We start from the raw sequence: 13,682 nt of genomic DNA, 5'->3' as shown, positions 1-13,682 counted from the left end.
CAGGCAGTCTTACACGGCGATGCACCCGGTCGGAGCAACACGCCGCTCAGCCCAGCACCCGGTTCAGCTCCGGGAGGAGGGCGGCGAGGTCCTTCTTCGTCCGGACGACCACGACCGACGTCCCGTCGTCCTCCTCGGGGCGTGTGAACAGGTCCACGGTCGACGTCATCGCCGTGTCGAACTCCCGCTCCGGATCGCTCGCCTGCCCGCGCAACCACCGGCGCAGCACGTGGTTGTGCGCCGTGACGACCGCGCCCGCCATCAGCTCCGCCCGCAACGCCGTCTCCTCGCCGCCGCCCATCCAGCGGTGCAGGAACCGGCCGAACAACCGGTGGTACTGCTGCACTCCCGCGATTTCGCGGTCCCGCAGGGCCGGGACGCTGCGCGTCAGCCGGTAGCGGGTCACCGCCCGCTCCCCTTCGGCCAGGTAGTGCCGCAGGACGAGCCGGGCGCCTTCGGCGACCGCGATCAACGCGGTCCGGTCGGTCGAGCCGGCCAGCCGGGCCTCGACGGCCTGGAGGAGGACTTCGTGGTCGGGGAAGATCACGTCTTCCTTCGTCCGGAAGGCGCGGAAGAAGGTCGTGCGGCCGACGCCGGCACGCTCGGTGATGTCCTCGATCGTCGTCTGGTCGTAGCCCCGCTCGGCGAACAACGCGAACGCCGCCTCGACCAGTCGATCCTTGGCTGCCACCCGGTTCTCCTCCCGGCCGCGGGCGTGGCGGTCGTCATACCCGGCACACCTACTCCTCGGTACTGAGTACCGTCCACACGGTATCAAGTCCCAGAGAGGTGGCGGCGATGGAACGCGTGGGCGTGGTCGGGTGCGGGCAGATGGGTGCGGGGATCGCCGAGGTGTGCGCCCGGGCCGGCCTGGACGTGGTGGTCGTCGAATCGGACCCCGCCCGCGCGGACGACGGCCGCCGTCGCCTCGAAGCCTCGCTGAACCGCGCGGAGAAGAAGGGCAAGATCCCGGCCGCCGCCGAGGTCCTGCGCCGGATCCGCGTCACCGACGCCCTCGACGACCTGGCCGACCGCACCTTCGTGGTCGAGGCGATCGTCGAGGACGAAGGGGTCAAGACGGAGCTGTTCCGCCAGCTCGACAAGATCGTCGCCGCGCCGGACGCGGTGCTGGCGTCGAACACCTCCTCCATCCCGATCATGAAGCTGGGCACCGCGACCGAGCGCCCGGCCCAGGTCGTGGGCGTGCACTTCTTCAACCCCGTCCCGGTGCTCCCGCTGGTCGAGCTGGTGCCCAGCCTGCTCACCGCGGACGCCACCGTCGACCGCGCCCGGGCCTTCGCCCAGGACGCGCTCGGCAAGCAGGCCATCCTCTGCCAGGACCGCGCCGGGTTCGTGGTCAACGCGCTGCTGATCCCGTTCATCCTCGCCGCGATCCGCATGCTCGAGTCCGGCTTCGCCACCCGCGAAGCCATCGACGAAGGCCTGGTCCGCGGCGCCGCCCACCCGCAGGGCCCGCTGGCCCTCGCCGACCTGATCGGTCTCGACACCACCAAGGCCGTCGCCGAGTCGCTGTACGAAGAGTTCAAGGAGCCGCTCTACGCGCCCCCGCCGCTGCTGGCCCGCATGGTCGACGCCGGCCTGCTCGGCCGCAAGACCGGCCGCGGCTTCCACACCTACGACCGGCCGTGACGGGCACCGAGTGCGGGTGCCTCTGCGCCCCGGCCGGCCACCGGCACCAGATCTGCACGGGGGTCGCCGAGCCCGGGAAAACGGTGCAGCTGCCGGGAAGCCCGGCGCACGTGCCCGCCTGCGGCCCCTGCTACCACGCCACCCTCGTCAAGCGCGGCCATCCGCCGGTCCGGCGGACCCGCGAGGCACCACGCAGGCTCGACGCCCGCGACTGGGACGCCGCTGCCCTCTCCCGGCCCGGCAGCCGCTCCGCCCGGTGGCCGAAAGCGGCCGGCTGAGCTCGCGCTAGCTCGCCAAGACCACCGAGCGCGTCAGGTGGGCGGGCCGGTCCGGGTCGCGGCCTTCCCGCTCCGCCAGCGCGACCGCCAGCCGCTGGACCACCACCAGCTCCGCCAACGGGTCAACCGTCCCCTGCCGCAGATAGCTCCCCGCCGCCGAGATGCGGCCGGCCAGATCATCGCCGAGGGGTGCCAGGCTCCAGACCGCTCGCCCCGGGGCCGCGACCGCGATCGGGCCGTGGCGGTACTCCATCGCCGAGTACGACTCCGTCCACCAGGCCGCGGCCTCGCGGACCTTCAGCGCCGCCTCGTTCGCCAAGCCCACGTGCCAGTCCTCGCCCAGGAACGAAATCTGCGACGCCGCCAGCAGCGACGGGTCGAGCGGCTCGGTCAGCGCCCGCGTGACGTCCGCCAGCGCACGCTCGACCGGAAGACCCAGGTGGGCCCGCAAGAGCAGCAGTTGCGTGGTCGGGAACCGGGTCTGCACCACCGAACGCTCGTCCGCGTACGGCAGGCAGACGACGTCGTCGGACGCGCGGGCCGCCGGTGAATCCGCCACCGCGGTGATCGTCGTGATCCGGGTGCGGGCGCGGGCGAGCGCCGTCAGGATCTCGGTTGTCGTGCCGGAGCGGGTCATCGCCAGGACCCGGTCGTACGCGCGGTCGAGCTTCGCCTCCGAGGCCGCGAAGACGTCGGTCAGGCCCTGGCCCGCGCCTTCGCGCAGAGCCGCGTAGCTCTGGGCCATGAACAGCGACGTGCCGCAGCCGATCACCGCGACGCGCTCCCCCGGTTCCGGCAGCGCGGGCGCGTGCGCCGGCAATTCCTCCAGGACGCGCGCCCAGCAGGCGGGCTGGCTGGTGATCTCGTCGAGCGTGTAGGACATCGTTCTCCCAGAGGGGTTTCAGTGGCCGAGGACGGCGCGGAGGGCGGGCTGGAGGCGGTCGCCGTGGGCGCGGACGAGGTCGTCGCACAGGTCCCAGATCCGCTCGACCGGCAGCGCGGCCGCGGTGGCCGGGTCGGTCATCGCGGCGTGGCGGATGTGGCGCGGGTCGTCTTCGATCGCCGCGCGGACGACCAGGTCGTTGACGCTCAGGTACGTCCGGTTCAGCGCGGCGAGCTGCGGCGGCAGCGCGCCGATCCGGGTCGGGCGGACACCCGTGCCGTCGACCAGGCACGGCACCTCGACCACGCCGCCGGACGGCAGGTTCTCGATCAGGCCCCGGTTGACGACGTTGCCGTACACCGTGCGCGGCGTGCCGGTGACCAGGCTGTGGATGATCTGCGGCGCGTACTCGTTCGTGCCCTCGACGGGCAGCGGTTCGCCGGCCGCGATCGCGTGGCGCGTGCGTTCGTACTCGGCTTCGTTCTCCGCGACGATGTCCAGGTAGGCGCCGATCGGCAGCCGCAGGCGCTCGACCTCGCTGTCGTGCCCGAGGTACCAGGGGACGTACTCGGCGGAGTGCTCGCTGGTCTCGGTCGGGTAATAGCCGAGCCGCCGGAACATGTCGAACCGGACGCGCCGCCGCAGCTCCGCGTCGGTCGCGGCCAGCTCCGCCAACCGTGGGTACAGGTCGCTGCCCCGATGTTCGAGGCGCAGCACCCAGGCCTGGTGGTTGACGCCCGCGGCGACGTAGGCGACCTCCTCGAACGGCACGCCGACCAGCTCCGCGAGCCCGTGCACGGTCCAGTACACCGAGTGGCAGAGCCCGACGACCCGGGTCAGCCCGGTCACCTCCGCCAGGTACTGGACGTTCATCGCCATCGGGTTCGTGTAGTTGAGCAGCCACGCGCCGGGGCAGACGTCGGCGATGTCGCGGCCCAGCCCGGCGAGGAACGGGAACGTCCGCAGCGCGCGGAAGATCCCGCCGACGCCGAGGGTGTCGCCGATGGTCTGGCGCAGGCCGTAGCGAGCTGGGACCTCGAAGTCGACGCGGGTCGCCTCGCGCAGGCCGATCTGGACCATGTTCACGACGAAGTCCGCGCCGGCCAGGGCTTCCCGGCGGTCCGCGTGCGCGGTCAGCACCGGCTTCACGCCGCGCACGCCGGCGATCCGCCGGGCCGCCGCGAGCGCGGTCGCCAGCCGCTGCTCGTCGATGTCGTGCAGGGCGACGTGCACGCCGTCGAGCTCCGGATAGGCGAAGAGGTCGGCCAGCAGGCCTTGGGTGAACACGACGCTCCCAGCGCCGACGAAGGTGATCTTGGGGGCGGTCATGCGCGGTCCGATCCGGTGCGTTCGAGGTGGACGAGGACGTCGTCCCACGTGGCCTGGCCGGCCGTGCCGCCGCGGCGGCGCACGGAGTGGCCGCCGCAGACGACGCCGCAGCGCAGCGCCGTCGCGAGCGGCAGCCCGGCCAGGACGCCGGCGAGGAAGCCGGCGTTGAAGCTGTCCCCGGCGCCGACGGTGTCGACCGCCTCGGCCGGGATTCCGGGCGCGAAGGCGAATTCGCCGTCGTGGCAGGCGAAAGCGCCGTCGGCGCCGTCCTTGACCACCACGACCGGCCCGCGGGCGGCGAGCACCGCGGCGGCCTCGCGCGAGCCGCGGACCCCCGCCAGCCGGACGGCCTCCGCGGCGTTGGGAAGCAGGTAGCCGGTCGACGCCAGCAGGTTTCCGACGGCCCAGCGGCCGGACGGGTCGTCGTTGGTGTCGACCGACGTCGTCGCGCCGTGCGCGCGGGCCGTCCGCAGCAGGGCCGGAAGTTCGGGAGCGAGTTTCGGCAGCAGGAAGTACGACGACGCGTGGACGTGCCGGGCGGCGGCCAGCAGCTCCGGCGGCACGTCGGCCGCGGTCGTCGTGGCGAGGGTGCCGGGGGCGGTGACGATCGCGCGGTCGCCGTCGCGGGTCAGCACGGTCGTCAACGGCGTCGGCAGGTCCGGGTCGGTCCGCAGCGCCCCCGTGTCGACGCCGCGTTCTTCGAGGGCGGCGCGGACGAACCGGCCGCCGGCGTCGTCGCCGACACGCCCGGCGATGGCGACCGTCAGCCCCAGCCGGGCGGCGCCGGCGGCGGTGATGGCGCCGGAGCCGCCGAGGGCGAGCGTGCCCGACGGCGCGAGCTGCTCCCGCTGGCCGAACACCAGATCGGTCCGAAGTGGACCGACGATCACGTCGGGGTTGGCGTCCCCGACCACGAGCAGGTCGAATCGGGGCATCGTCAGCCTTTGAGTCCGCTGGAGGTGATGGACTGGATGAACGTCTTCTGCGCGCCGAGGAAGGCGAGCAGCACCGGCAGCACGGTGATCACGTTGCCGGCCATCACCGCGGCCCAGTTCGTGTGGTGCTGGCCCTGGAACGTGGTGAGCCCCAGCTGCAGCGTGTAGACCGTGTCGTGGTTGACGGCGATCAGCGGCCAGGTCAGGTCGTTCCACGTGCTCAGGAACGTCAGCACGGCCACCGTGCTCAGCGCGGGCCGCGACAGGGGCAGCACGATCGTGAACAGCACCCGCAGCCGCGAGCACCCGTCGATCCAGGCGGCTTCCTCGAGTTCCCGCGGCAGCGACAGGAAGAACTGGCGCAGCAGGAACACGGCGAACGGCGTCACCAGCGACGGCACGATGAGCGCGCCCAGGCTGTCGATCAGGCCGAGCTCCTTCATCACCAGGAACGTCGGGATCATGGTGAGCTGGAACGGGATCGCCATCGTCGCGACCATCAGCGCGAGCAGGGCCCGCGAGCCGGCGAACCGCAGCCGCGCGAACGCGTAGCCGCCGAGCGCGCCGAACAGCAGGTTCGACACCACGGTCACCGCCGACACGATCAGCGAATTCGTGAACCAGCGCACGAACAACGCGTTCTCGAAGACGTACCGGTAACCCGCGAAGTCCACATGGGACGGCCACAGCGCGGGCGGGAACCGGTTGATCTCGGCGTTGCTCATCACGGAACTGAGCAGCAGCCAGACCAGCGGCGCGGCGAACACCAGCGCGAGCGGGACGAGCAGCAGGTGCCACGGGCTGAACGGCAGCCGCGGGCGGCGCAGGGCGGGCAGCGTGCGCGGCGCGGGCACGCTGCCGATCCGGGCGGTCACCGCAGCGCCTTCCGCGGACGGCGCACCCAGCGCACGGCGACGACGACCGCGAGCAGCGCCAGCGCCAGCACGTAGGCCGCCGCCGCGCCGTAGCCGGCGGTGAAGTTCTTGAACGCCTGCTCCCAGACGAAGTAGACGATCACGGTGGTGGAGCCGAGCGGGCCGCCCTTGGTCGTCACGTAGACCAGGTCGAACACCTGCAACGACGTGATCAGCTGCCACAGCACCAGGAACGCCGTCACGGGGGCGACCGCGGGCAGCGTCACGTGCCGCAGCACGCGCCAGGTGCCCGCGCCGTCCAGCCGCGCGGCCTCGACCAGCTCCGGCGGGACGTCCTGCAGCGCGGCAAGGTACACCACGACGCAGAACCCGGTGCCGCTCCACAACGTGATGCCGACCAGCACCAGCAGGGCCTGCGCGGGGTCGGTCAGAAACCCCTGCGGGGACACACCGAGGTGGTGCAGGAGCGAGTTCGCGGCGCCGAACTGCGGGTCGAGGATGAACGAGAACAGCACGCCCTGGGCCGTCGCCGACAGCACGAACGGGACGAACACGAGCGTCCGGTACACCCCCACCAGCCGGATGCGCCGGTTCAGCGCCTGCGCCAGCAGGAAGCCGAAGAAGATGCTGAGCGGGACGTAGAGGACGGTGTACAGGATCGTGTTGCCGACGGCCTGCGCGAAGTGCGGGTCCTGGGCCAGCGCCGCGTAGTTGTCCGGCCCGACGAACCGGCTGGGCGTGACGAGGTCGTCGGCCTGGAAGGACAGCAGCAGCGACCAGGCCACGGGCACCACTCCGAGGCCGACGATGATGAGCACGGCGGGCGAGACGTAGGCCCACGCGGCCGCGGTTTCGCGGTGGCGCCGGGTGATGGTGAAAGGCCTCGGCAATCCGGGCATGGCGGCTCCCTATCGCGGAATGATCAGGGCGGCGTTCGCGGCCGCGGCGCAGTCGCGCAGCGCGTCGGCCGGGGTGGCCCGGCCGAGCAGCACGGCGACGATCGCGGTGCCGACGGCGGCCGACACCTGGGGGTAGGCCGGGTGCACCGGCCGGACGCGGGCGTGGTCGAGCGCGGCCACGAACACCGGCAAGCCCGGTGTCTCGGCGGTTTTCCCTTGCCACGCGAGCAGTGCGTTGGTCTGCCGGCTCAGCGGGAGGCTGCCCGCACCGTCGTCCCAGCGGACGTCCTGGGCCGGGTCCACCAGCCACGACAGGAACGTGCGCGCCGCTCGGGCGCGCTCCTCGCCGTTGTCGAACAACGTCCAGGTGTCCGGGCCGGAGATCGTCACCGGGCGGCCGCTGAAGCTCGGCAGCGGCACGACCGCGTAATCGATCCCGGCATCGGTGATGTCCGGCAGCTGCCACGGCCCGGTCGGGACCATGCCGATGTGCCCGGCCTCGAACGCCTGGTACATCTGCTCGCTGCCGGTCTTCGGGTCGAGGTAGACGGCCTTCGCCGCGGCGAGGTCGCGCACCACCTCCAGGGCCCGCACGCCCTGGTCGGCGAACCCGATGCCGCGCCCGCCCGCGCCGATGACGTCCCCGCCGAGGTCCCAGACCATCGGCCAGATCCGCCAGACGGTGTCTTCGTCGCCGGTGGCGGGCCAGGCGGTGCCGAAGGTGCCGTCGGCCGGATCGGTGAGTTTCCGAGCGGTGGCGACGAAGTCGGCCCAGGTCCAGCCCGCCGCGGGCAGCGGGATCCCGGCCTTCTCGAACAACGCCTTGTTGCACACCACGGCCAGCGAGTCGAGCAGCGCCGGGACCGCGCGCACGCGGCCGTTGACGGTGACCGCCTCGCGGGCCGGCGCCCAGAAGCCGGGGCCGGCGTCGACGAGGTCGGTGACGTCGACGACCTGCGGGCTGCGCGCCACGCTGGCCAGGTCCGAGCCGAAGACGTAGGCGATGTCCGGGAAGGACCCCGACGCGAGCGCCGCGGTGACCTTCTGCAGCATCGCGTCGGCGAGCACGCCGCCGCCGAGGTCGATCCGGATGCCCGGGTGGGTCCGGTGGAAGTCGGCGACGAGCGCGTCGAGGACCTTCTTGCCGGTGTCGGTCTGGCCGTGCCACACCTCGACGGTGACCGGGCCGCCGTGGCCGGCCGTGGCGGACCCGCAGCCGGCCACGGCCGCGCCGAGCGCCAGCCCGCCGGCGCCGCGCAGGAAACCCCGCCGGTCCATCAGCAGGTCTTGCGGACGTAGCCGGCTTCGCCCTTCGGCAGGACGTCGTGGTCCCGGCGCACGATGCTGAGCTGCCCGCCCCAACGGCGGCAGGCGTTCGCCAGGCCCTGGTCGGTGTACTCGATGACGATCACGTGGTCGCCGAACGCGGGCGTGTACTCGCCGCAGTTGTTCTGCTCGCCGCATTCTTCGGCGACGGCGAAGTCGAGCCCGTTCGCCTGGCGCTGCCCGGCGAGTTCGGAGGTGTTCTTCTGCGCGGTGGCGAGGCCCTTCGCGTGGGCGTGCGCGGACAGCAGGCGGATGTAGGCCTGGGCGTCGGTGTCGGACAGAAGTCCTTGCGAGCGCGTGTAACTGTCGTAGTTGTCGGGCTCGATCGCCTGGTAGCCCTTGGCGGCGCAGTCGTCCACCCAAGCGTTGACCTTCGTGGCGACGCGCTGGCGCTTGTCGGCGGTCCGCAGGTCGAGCAGCGCCTCGTTCCAGTCTTCGTCGACGACGACGGTGCCGTCGGCGTCGCGCAGGAGCAGGTCGCCCCACTCCCCCTCGGCGCCGGGCTGCGCCTGGAAAGCGTTGACGTAGCAGATGTTGTAGAGCCCGGCGGCGGGCGCGGCGGTGTGGTCGCGGCTGACGACCTTGACCTCCGGCGCCGGGGTGTAGGCCCCGCCGATCTGGTAGTCGAACCCGGCCTTGGCCGGCGGAGGCGTCACGGCGGCCCGGGTTTCCGGCGCCGCGGAAGCCGAGCAGGCGGTACCGGCCATGACGACGGCGGCGAAAGCGGCGCCGGTGAGGAACTGAACGCGGGAAGAGGGCATCCTCGAACTCCGGATGTTGGTGGGCACGACCCCGCCTCGGACCACGTGCGCGTCCTGGCGACTCAGTCCGGGCTCGCGGCGAAGGCCGACATACCGGCTGGGCGTACCTCTGACGTCGGGCGTCCGTTCCGACGTTGTCCAGCAGTAAAGCGAGCAACACCAGGCATGTCAAGTGCTCGATAGTGAACCCAAAGTCGGCCAAAGGGGCAACATCGCGCATCCCGGCCGGCCGGTTTGAGCCGGCGGCCTTCGTGGGTACTGACCGGGATCATCGTTGTCCCCCTGAGGAGGGTGCTCGTGCAGATCCAGGTCAACACCGACCACAACGTCCACGGCGGCGAACGGCTGGCCGCTTACGTGACCACCGACCTGGAGAGCGGCTTGTCCCGGTTCGGCGGGTGGTTGACCCGGGTGGAGGTGCACCTCAGCGAGGACGGCGGCGGCAAGCCGGAAGACAAGAAGTGCGTGATCGAGGCGCGGCCCGGTGGCAAGCAGCCGGTGGCGGTCACGCACCACGCGGCCACGGTGGACGACGCGTACGCCGGGGCGGCGCAGAAACTGGGGCGGGTGCTCGATTCCCGGTACTCCCGCGCCCACGACCACAAGGGCAGCGACAGCATCCGCCACATGCCGGCACCGGAAGAGCCGGAGCCGGTCGGCGTCCTCGAGGACGAACCGGGGGCCTGAACGGGATCGGCCCCCCTGCCACGTGCTTGAAGCAGAGGGGCCTCGACCCGTCACCCTGCGCGCGGAGATCCAGATCTGCGCACGGGGTGCCCGGGCCGCTCCGCCTGAAACATGCCGGGCCCGGCAGCTAGGCTGCTCGCGGATCCGTTGAGCCCACAGCGGTGGCCGGAGGCCGGACCAGGCCTCCCCGTAGCCGGTAGTGGAGAAACGGAGCGACCATGCCCGAACCAGCCGTCCCCCGCGCGTTCGACGAGCTCAGCGACGCGGCGAAAGCCCTCACCGAGTCGCTCGAAGGCGACGAGGGTGAACAGAGCGTCCTCGACACCATCGTCACCGAGGCGGTCCGGGCGTTCCCCGACGCCGACATGGCGAGCATCACCGCCATCCACCACGGCGAGCCCGACACCGTCGCGCACTCCGACCCCCGCGCGGTCGACATCGACCGGGGTCAGTACGAGGCCGGTGACGGCCCCTGCCTGCGCGCGGCCGCGTCCGGTGACGTCGTCCGGATGTCCATGCCCGCCGCGGCCGGCGAGTGGCCGGAGTTCACCCGCCACGCCACGTCCCTCGGCGTCGGCAGCTACCTGGCCGCGCCGCTGTGGGTCGACGACACGCTCACCGGCGCGCTGAACCTGTTCGGCTTCGGCGACCACGGCTTCGCCGCCACCGAGTCCCACCTGATCAGCGTCTACACCACGCTCGTCGCGTTCGGCCTGCGCAGCGCGCGCAGGTACCGCCGCGCCGCCGAGCAGTGCGAACACCTCACCACGGCCATGAGCTCCCGCGCGGTGATCGAACAGGCCAAGGGCATGCTGATGGCCATCCACCGCATCGACGCCGACGACGCCATGCGGCGGCTGATCACCCAGTCCCAGCAGACCAACACGAAACTGCGCGAAATCGCCGAAAACTTCGTCAAGACCGTGTCGACGCCGGATGCGGGCCGGTGACTCGCTAGTGCCCGCGGGCGATCCACTCGGCCAGGTGCGGTGCCTCGGCCCCGATCGTGGTGCCGTCACCGTGGCCGGTGTGGACGCGGGTGTCCTCGGGCAGCGCGAACAGCCGGTCGCGGATCGATCCGATGATCGCCGGGAAGCTCGAGAAGGACCGTCCGGTCGCGCCGGGGCCGCCGGCGAACAGCGTGTCCCCCGAGAACAGCGCCTTCGCCTCCGGCAGGTGCAGGCAGATCGAGCCCGGCGAGTGGCCCGGGGTGTGGACGACCTCCAGCGACGTGCCCGCGACGGCGATCCGCTCGCCGTCCTCGGCGCTCCGGAACCCGCGGCCGGGGTGGGTCGTCTCCCACAGCTCCCGGTCGGCCGGGTGCAGCAGGACCGGCGCGCCGAGGTGCTCCCCCAGCTGCGGAGCGACCGTCACGTGGTCGTTGTGCCCGTGCGTGCACACCACCGCGACCACCGTGCGGCCGCCGACCGCCTCGGTGATCGCCTTCTCGTCGTGGGCCGCGTCGACGACCACGACCTCGTGGTCGTCGCCGACCAGCCAGATGTTGTTGTCGACCGCCCAGGTGCCGCCGTCCAGCGCGAACACCCCGGACGTCACGACCCGGTCGATGCGCGTCACAGGACGACCACCGAACGCAGCACTTCGCCCTCGTGCATGGTGTGGAACGCCTTCTCGACGTCGTCGAGCGTGATGCGCTCGGTGACGAACTTCTCCAGCGGCAGGCGGCCCTGCCGGTGCAGGTCGATCAGCATCGGGAAGTCGCGCTCGGGCAGGCAGTCGCCGTACCAGGACGACTTCAGCGCGCCGCCGCGGGAGAAGAAGTCCAGCAGCGGCATCTCCAGGCGCATGTCCGGCGTCGGGACGCCGACGAGCACCACCGTCCCGGCGAGGTCGCGGGCGTAGAACGCCTGCTTCCACGTTTCCGGGCGGCCGACCGCGTCGATGACGACGTCCGCGCCGAAGCCGCCGGTCAGCTCCTGGATCGCGGCGACCGCGTCGGTGCCCGAGGCGTCGACGGTGTGCGTGGCGCCGAGGTCCTTCGCCCACGCGAGCTTCCGCTCGTCGCGGTCGACGGCGATGATCGTGGTCGCGCCGGCCAGCCGCGCACCCGCGATGGCCGCGTCGCCGACGCCGCCGCAGCCGATGACCGCCACCGAGTCGCCGCGGCCGACGCCGCCGGTGTTGACCGCCGCGCCGAGGCCGGCCATCACGCCGCAGCCGAGCAGGCCCGCCACCGCGGGGTCCACGGCCGGGTCGACCTTCGTGCACTGCCCCGCGTGGACGAGCGTCTTGTCCGCGAACGCGCCGATGCCCAGGGCCGGGGTCAGCTCGGTGCCGTCGGTCAGCGTCATCTTCCGCGACGCGTTGAAGGTGTCGAAGCAGTACTGCGGACGCCCGCGCCGGCACGCCCGGCACTGCCCGCACACGGCACGCCAGTTCAGCACGACGTAGTCCCCCGGCTGCACGGTGGTGACGCCTTCGCCGACGCTCTCGACCGTCCCGGCGGCCTCGTGGCCGAGCAGGAACGGGAACTCGTCGTTGATGCCGCCGTCGCGGTAGGTCAGGTCGGTGTGGCAGACCCCGCAGGCCGCGATGTCCACGACCACCTCGCCGGGGCCCGGGTCCGGGATCACGATGTCCGTCAGCTCGACCGGAGCACCCTTCGACCGGGCGATGACCCCGCGCACCTGCTGTGGCATTCCTGGCTTCCTCCGCTCGTGAAAAGGCATGCACGACACCGCATGCCTCCCGCGAGGGTAAGCCCGGCCGGCTCAGCCGCGACCTGACCGGATGACGGGGCGAACCTCGTCTTCCGGCCGGGTTAAGCTGGCCGGATGGAGACCCTGACCGCCCTGCGCGAGGTCGTCGACGGGCCGCTGCGCGACATCGCCGGCCGGTTCTCGCGGCTGCTCGCCGACGACTGGCCGCACCGGGCGCTGGTCATCTTCACCCTGGAGTGCACCGGCCGGCCCCGCAAGGTCACCGGCGACCGGGCGATCACGGACAAGGTCACCATCGCCGAGCTCGAGGCGGTCAAGGCGCTGCTCGAACCCGGCCGGCAGCGGGCGGCGACCGCCACCCTCGGCGGCGCCGCGCGGCCGGTGTGGGCCGTCCTCGACCCGGCCGGCACGCTGCTGGTGCTCGTGCCGCGCGCCGGCCGCACCCGCTTCCCGCGGCCGGAGGCGCTGGCCGCGCTCTTCGGCCTCGTCGCGACGTCCATCCGCCAGCAGGTCACGCAGGCGAGCCCCGACTACCTCGCCGAGTCCCGCGCGGCCTCCAGCGAACGCGCGCGCACGATCGCGGAGATGGCCGCCGCGCACGAAGCCGCGCTCGCCACGATCCTCACCACCCTGCGCTCCGGCCGGCTGGACGACCACCGCGCGCGCCTCGCCGCGACCGATTCCGCGTCGGCCGCGCTCCTGGCCCTGCGCTCGGCGCAGCAGGCGGACCTCGCCCATTCCGAAGAACCGGCGCAGGCCGCGTTCACCCGGCTGCGCCGCGAGGTGCGGCAGCTGCTGCGGCACCACGACGCGGACCCGGAGTTCGCCGGGCCGGCGAAGGACGGGCGGCCGCTGCCGGGCGAGATCGCCCACGCCGCCCGGGCGATGACGTGCACCGCGGTGCTCGCCTTCACCGCGCAGCCGGACCTGACCCGCCTCCGGATCGCCTGGGCGAGCGGTGAAACGACGCTGCGTCTCGACATCCGCGACCGCGAGTCCGGTCAGCTCGACGCGGCCAGCCTGCGCGCGCAGCTGGAGGGCCGTGCGAAGACCCTCGGCGCCGCGGTCGAGATCGACGCGGTCCCGGGCTGGGGCAGCCGGGTCACCGTCGAGGTGCCGCTCGAGCGCGGGCCGGACCGCCCCGAGGAGGCGGCCCTCGGCGACCTGAACCCCCGCGAGCTCGACGTCCTGCGGCTGGTGGCCCGCGGCCGGCGCAACAAGGCGATCGCGGCAGCGCTCGGCATCGCCGAGAGCACGGTGAAGTTCCACGTGGCCGGCGTGCTGAAGAAGCTCGACGTCGGCTCGCGCGGCGAAGCGGCGGCTCTCGCGATGGCGTCGGGCATCACGGCGAGCTGACGACGGCCGGTCCCGCCGGCCG

Annotated in this window: 15 protein-coding genes; 5 read left to right on the top strand and 10 right to left on the bottom strand. The window is 72.6% G+C overall.

Going from position 1 to position 13,682, the window contains the following annotated elements; all coding sequences use genetic code 11:
* Positions 1-46 precede the first annotated feature (46 nt).
* Entirely contained in the window at positions 47-691 is a 645-nt protein-coding gene (locus ACWEN0_RS35490) for a TetR/AcrR family transcriptional regulator (protein WP_451983716.1), read from the bottom strand.
* Positions 692-798: 107 nt separating this feature from the next.
* Between ACWEN0_RS35490 and ACWEN0_RS35485 the strand changes: the two genes are divergently transcribed.
* Both ACWEN0_RS35485 and ACWEN0_RS35480 read left to right on the top strand, forming a co-directional pair.
* The gene (locus tag ACWEN0_RS35485) at positions 799-1,650 is read left to right on the top strand and encodes a 3-hydroxybutyryl-CoA dehydrogenase (RefSeq protein ID WP_451983714.1); all 852 of its coding nucleotides are present in this window, start codon (positions 799-801) and stop codon (positions 1,648-1,650) included.
* Positions 1,647-1,928, top strand: a complete 282-nt coding sequence (locus ACWEN0_RS35480) for a hypothetical protein (protein WP_451983712.1) — start codon at positions 1,647-1,649, stop codon at positions 1,926-1,928. Before ACWEN0_RS35485 ends, ACWEN0_RS35480 begins: the two co-directional genes overlap by 4 nt.
* A gap of 7 nt (positions 1,929-1,935) precedes the next feature.
* Here ACWEN0_RS35480 and ACWEN0_RS35475 read toward each other — a convergent pair whose 3' ends face one another.
* From ACWEN0_RS35475 to ACWEN0_RS35445, 7 genes are read right to left on the bottom strand one after another with little or no spacing between them, the layout of a single operon-like run.
* Positions 1,936-2,811 carry an SIS domain-containing protein gene (locus tag ACWEN0_RS35475; RefSeq protein WP_451983710.1) on the bottom strand — a complete coding sequence of 292 codons (876 nt, stop codon included), beginning with the start codon at positions 2,809-2,811 and terminating at the stop codon, positions 1,936-1,938.
* Between the two features lie 18 nt (positions 2,812-2,829).
* Positions 2,830-4,140 carry an alpha-galactosidase gene (gene melA, locus ACWEN0_RS35470; protein WP_451983709.1) on the bottom strand — a complete coding sequence of 437 codons (1,311 nt, stop codon included), beginning with the start codon at positions 4,138-4,140 and terminating at the stop codon, positions 2,830-2,832.
* The gene (locus ACWEN0_RS35465; protein ID WP_451983707.1) at positions 4,137-5,075 is read right to left on the bottom strand and encodes a carbohydrate kinase family protein; all 939 of its coding nucleotides are present in this window, start codon (positions 5,073-5,075) and stop codon (positions 4,137-4,139) included. The genes melA and ACWEN0_RS35465 overlap by 4 nt, the downstream gene beginning before the upstream one ends.
* Positions 5,076-5,077: 2 nt before the next feature.
* A complete protein-coding gene (locus tag ACWEN0_RS35460) occupies positions 5,078-5,950 on the bottom strand; it encodes a carbohydrate ABC transporter permease (protein WP_451983705.1) in 873 nt (290 codons plus the stop codon).
* Positions 5,947-6,849 carry a carbohydrate ABC transporter permease gene (locus ACWEN0_RS35455; RefSeq protein WP_451983703.1) on the bottom strand — a complete coding sequence of 301 codons (903 nt, stop codon included), beginning with the start codon at positions 6,847-6,849 and terminating at the stop codon, positions 5,947-5,949. Before ACWEN0_RS35455 ends, ACWEN0_RS35460 begins: the two co-directional genes overlap by 4 nt.
* Positions 6,850-6,858: 9 nt before the next feature.
* A complete protein-coding gene (locus tag ACWEN0_RS35450; RefSeq protein ID WP_451983701.1) occupies positions 6,859-8,127 on the bottom strand; it encodes an ABC transporter substrate-binding protein in 1,269 nt (422 codons plus the stop codon).
* The gene (locus ACWEN0_RS35445; protein WP_451983699.1) at positions 8,127-8,936 is read right to left on the bottom strand and encodes an endo alpha-1,4 polygalactosaminidase; all 810 of its coding nucleotides are present in this window, start codon (positions 8,934-8,936) and stop codon (positions 8,127-8,129) included. Before ACWEN0_RS35445 ends, ACWEN0_RS35450 begins: the two co-directional genes overlap by 1 nt.
* A 297-nt stretch (positions 8,937-9,233) precedes the next feature.
* On the opposite strand from ACWEN0_RS35445, the gene ACWEN0_RS35440 reads away from it, so the two are divergent.
* The gene (locus ACWEN0_RS35440; RefSeq protein WP_451983697.1) at positions 9,234-9,623 is read left to right on the top strand and encodes an HPF/RaiA family ribosome-associated protein; all 390 of its coding nucleotides are present in this window, start codon (positions 9,234-9,236) and stop codon (positions 9,621-9,623) included.
* Between the two features lie 218 nt (positions 9,624-9,841).
* Positions 9,842-10,573: an ANTAR domain-containing protein gene (locus tag ACWEN0_RS35435; RefSeq protein WP_451983695.1), complete on the top strand. Its 732-nt coding sequence runs from the start codon at positions 9,842-9,844 to the stop codon at positions 10,571-10,573.
* 4 nt (positions 10,574-10,577) lie between these two features.
* Here ACWEN0_RS35435 and ACWEN0_RS35430 read toward each other — a convergent pair whose 3' ends face one another.
* Positions 10,578-11,201 (bottom strand): MBL fold metallo-hydrolase, encoded by a 624-nt coding sequence (locus tag ACWEN0_RS35430; RefSeq protein WP_451983693.1) that lies wholly within the window; start codon positions 11,199-11,201, stop codon positions 10,578-10,580.
* Positions 11,198-12,283, bottom strand: coding sequence for an S-(hydroxymethyl)mycothiol dehydrogenase (locus ACWEN0_RS35425; RefSeq protein ID WP_451983691.1), 1,086 nt, complete (start codon positions 12,281-12,283; stop codon positions 11,198-11,200). Before ACWEN0_RS35425 ends, ACWEN0_RS35430 begins: the two co-directional genes overlap by 4 nt.
* Positions 12,284-12,418: 135 nt before the next feature.
* Between ACWEN0_RS35425 and ACWEN0_RS35420 the strand changes: the two genes are divergently transcribed.
* Positions 12,419-13,660, top strand: coding sequence for a response regulator transcription factor (locus ACWEN0_RS35420; protein ID WP_451983689.1), 1,242 nt, complete (start codon positions 12,419-12,421; stop codon positions 13,658-13,660).
* Positions 13,661-13,682: the final 22 nt, after the last annotated feature.

This window comes from Amycolatopsis sp. NPDC004378, from assembly GCF_053602455.1.
This window is presented reverse-complemented; position numbering and strand designations above follow the sequence as displayed.

What these genes read in the sequence shown, in the direction of transcription:
- ACWEN0_RS35425 (WP_451983691.1), bottom strand. Translation starts at nt 12,283, where the DNA reads ATGCCACAGCAGGTGCGCGGGGTCATCGCCCGGTCGAAGGGTGCTCCG.
- ACWEN0_RS35420 (WP_451983689.1), top strand. Translation starts at nt 12,419, where the DNA reads ATGGAGACCCTGACCGCCCTGCGCGAGGTCGTCGACGGGCCGCTGCGC.
- ACWEN0_RS35465 (WP_451983707.1), bottom strand. Translation starts at nt 5,075, where the DNA reads ATGCCCCGATTCGACCTGCTCGTGGTCGGGGACGCCAACCCCGACGTG.
- ACWEN0_RS35475 (WP_451983710.1), bottom strand. Translation starts at nt 2,811, where the DNA reads ATGTCCTACACGCTCGACGAGATCACCAGCCAGCCCGCCTGCTGGGCG.
- ACWEN0_RS35455 (WP_451983703.1), bottom strand. Translation starts at nt 6,849, where the DNA reads ATGCCCGGATTGCCGAGGCCTTTCACCATCACCCGGCGCCACCGCGAA.
- ACWEN0_RS35435 (WP_451983695.1), top strand. Translation starts at nt 9,842, where the DNA reads ATGCCCGAACCAGCCGTCCCCCGCGCGTTCGACGAGCTCAGCGACGCG.
- ACWEN0_RS35450 (WP_451983701.1), bottom strand. Translation starts at nt 8,127, where the DNA reads ATGGACCGGCGGGGTTTCCTGCGCGGCGCCGGCGGGCTGGCGCTCGGC.
- melA (WP_451983709.1), bottom strand. Translation starts at nt 4,140, where the DNA reads ATGACCGCCCCCAAGATCACCTTCGTCGGCGCTGGGAGCGTCGTGTTC.
- ACWEN0_RS35445 (WP_451983699.1), bottom strand. Translation starts at nt 8,936, where the DNA reads ATGCCCTCTTCCCGCGTTCAGTTCCTCACCGGCGCCGCTTTCGCCGCC.
- ACWEN0_RS35485 (WP_451983714.1), top strand. Translation starts at nt 799, where the DNA reads ATGGAACGCGTGGGCGTGGTCGGGTGCGGGCAGATGGGTGCGGGGATC.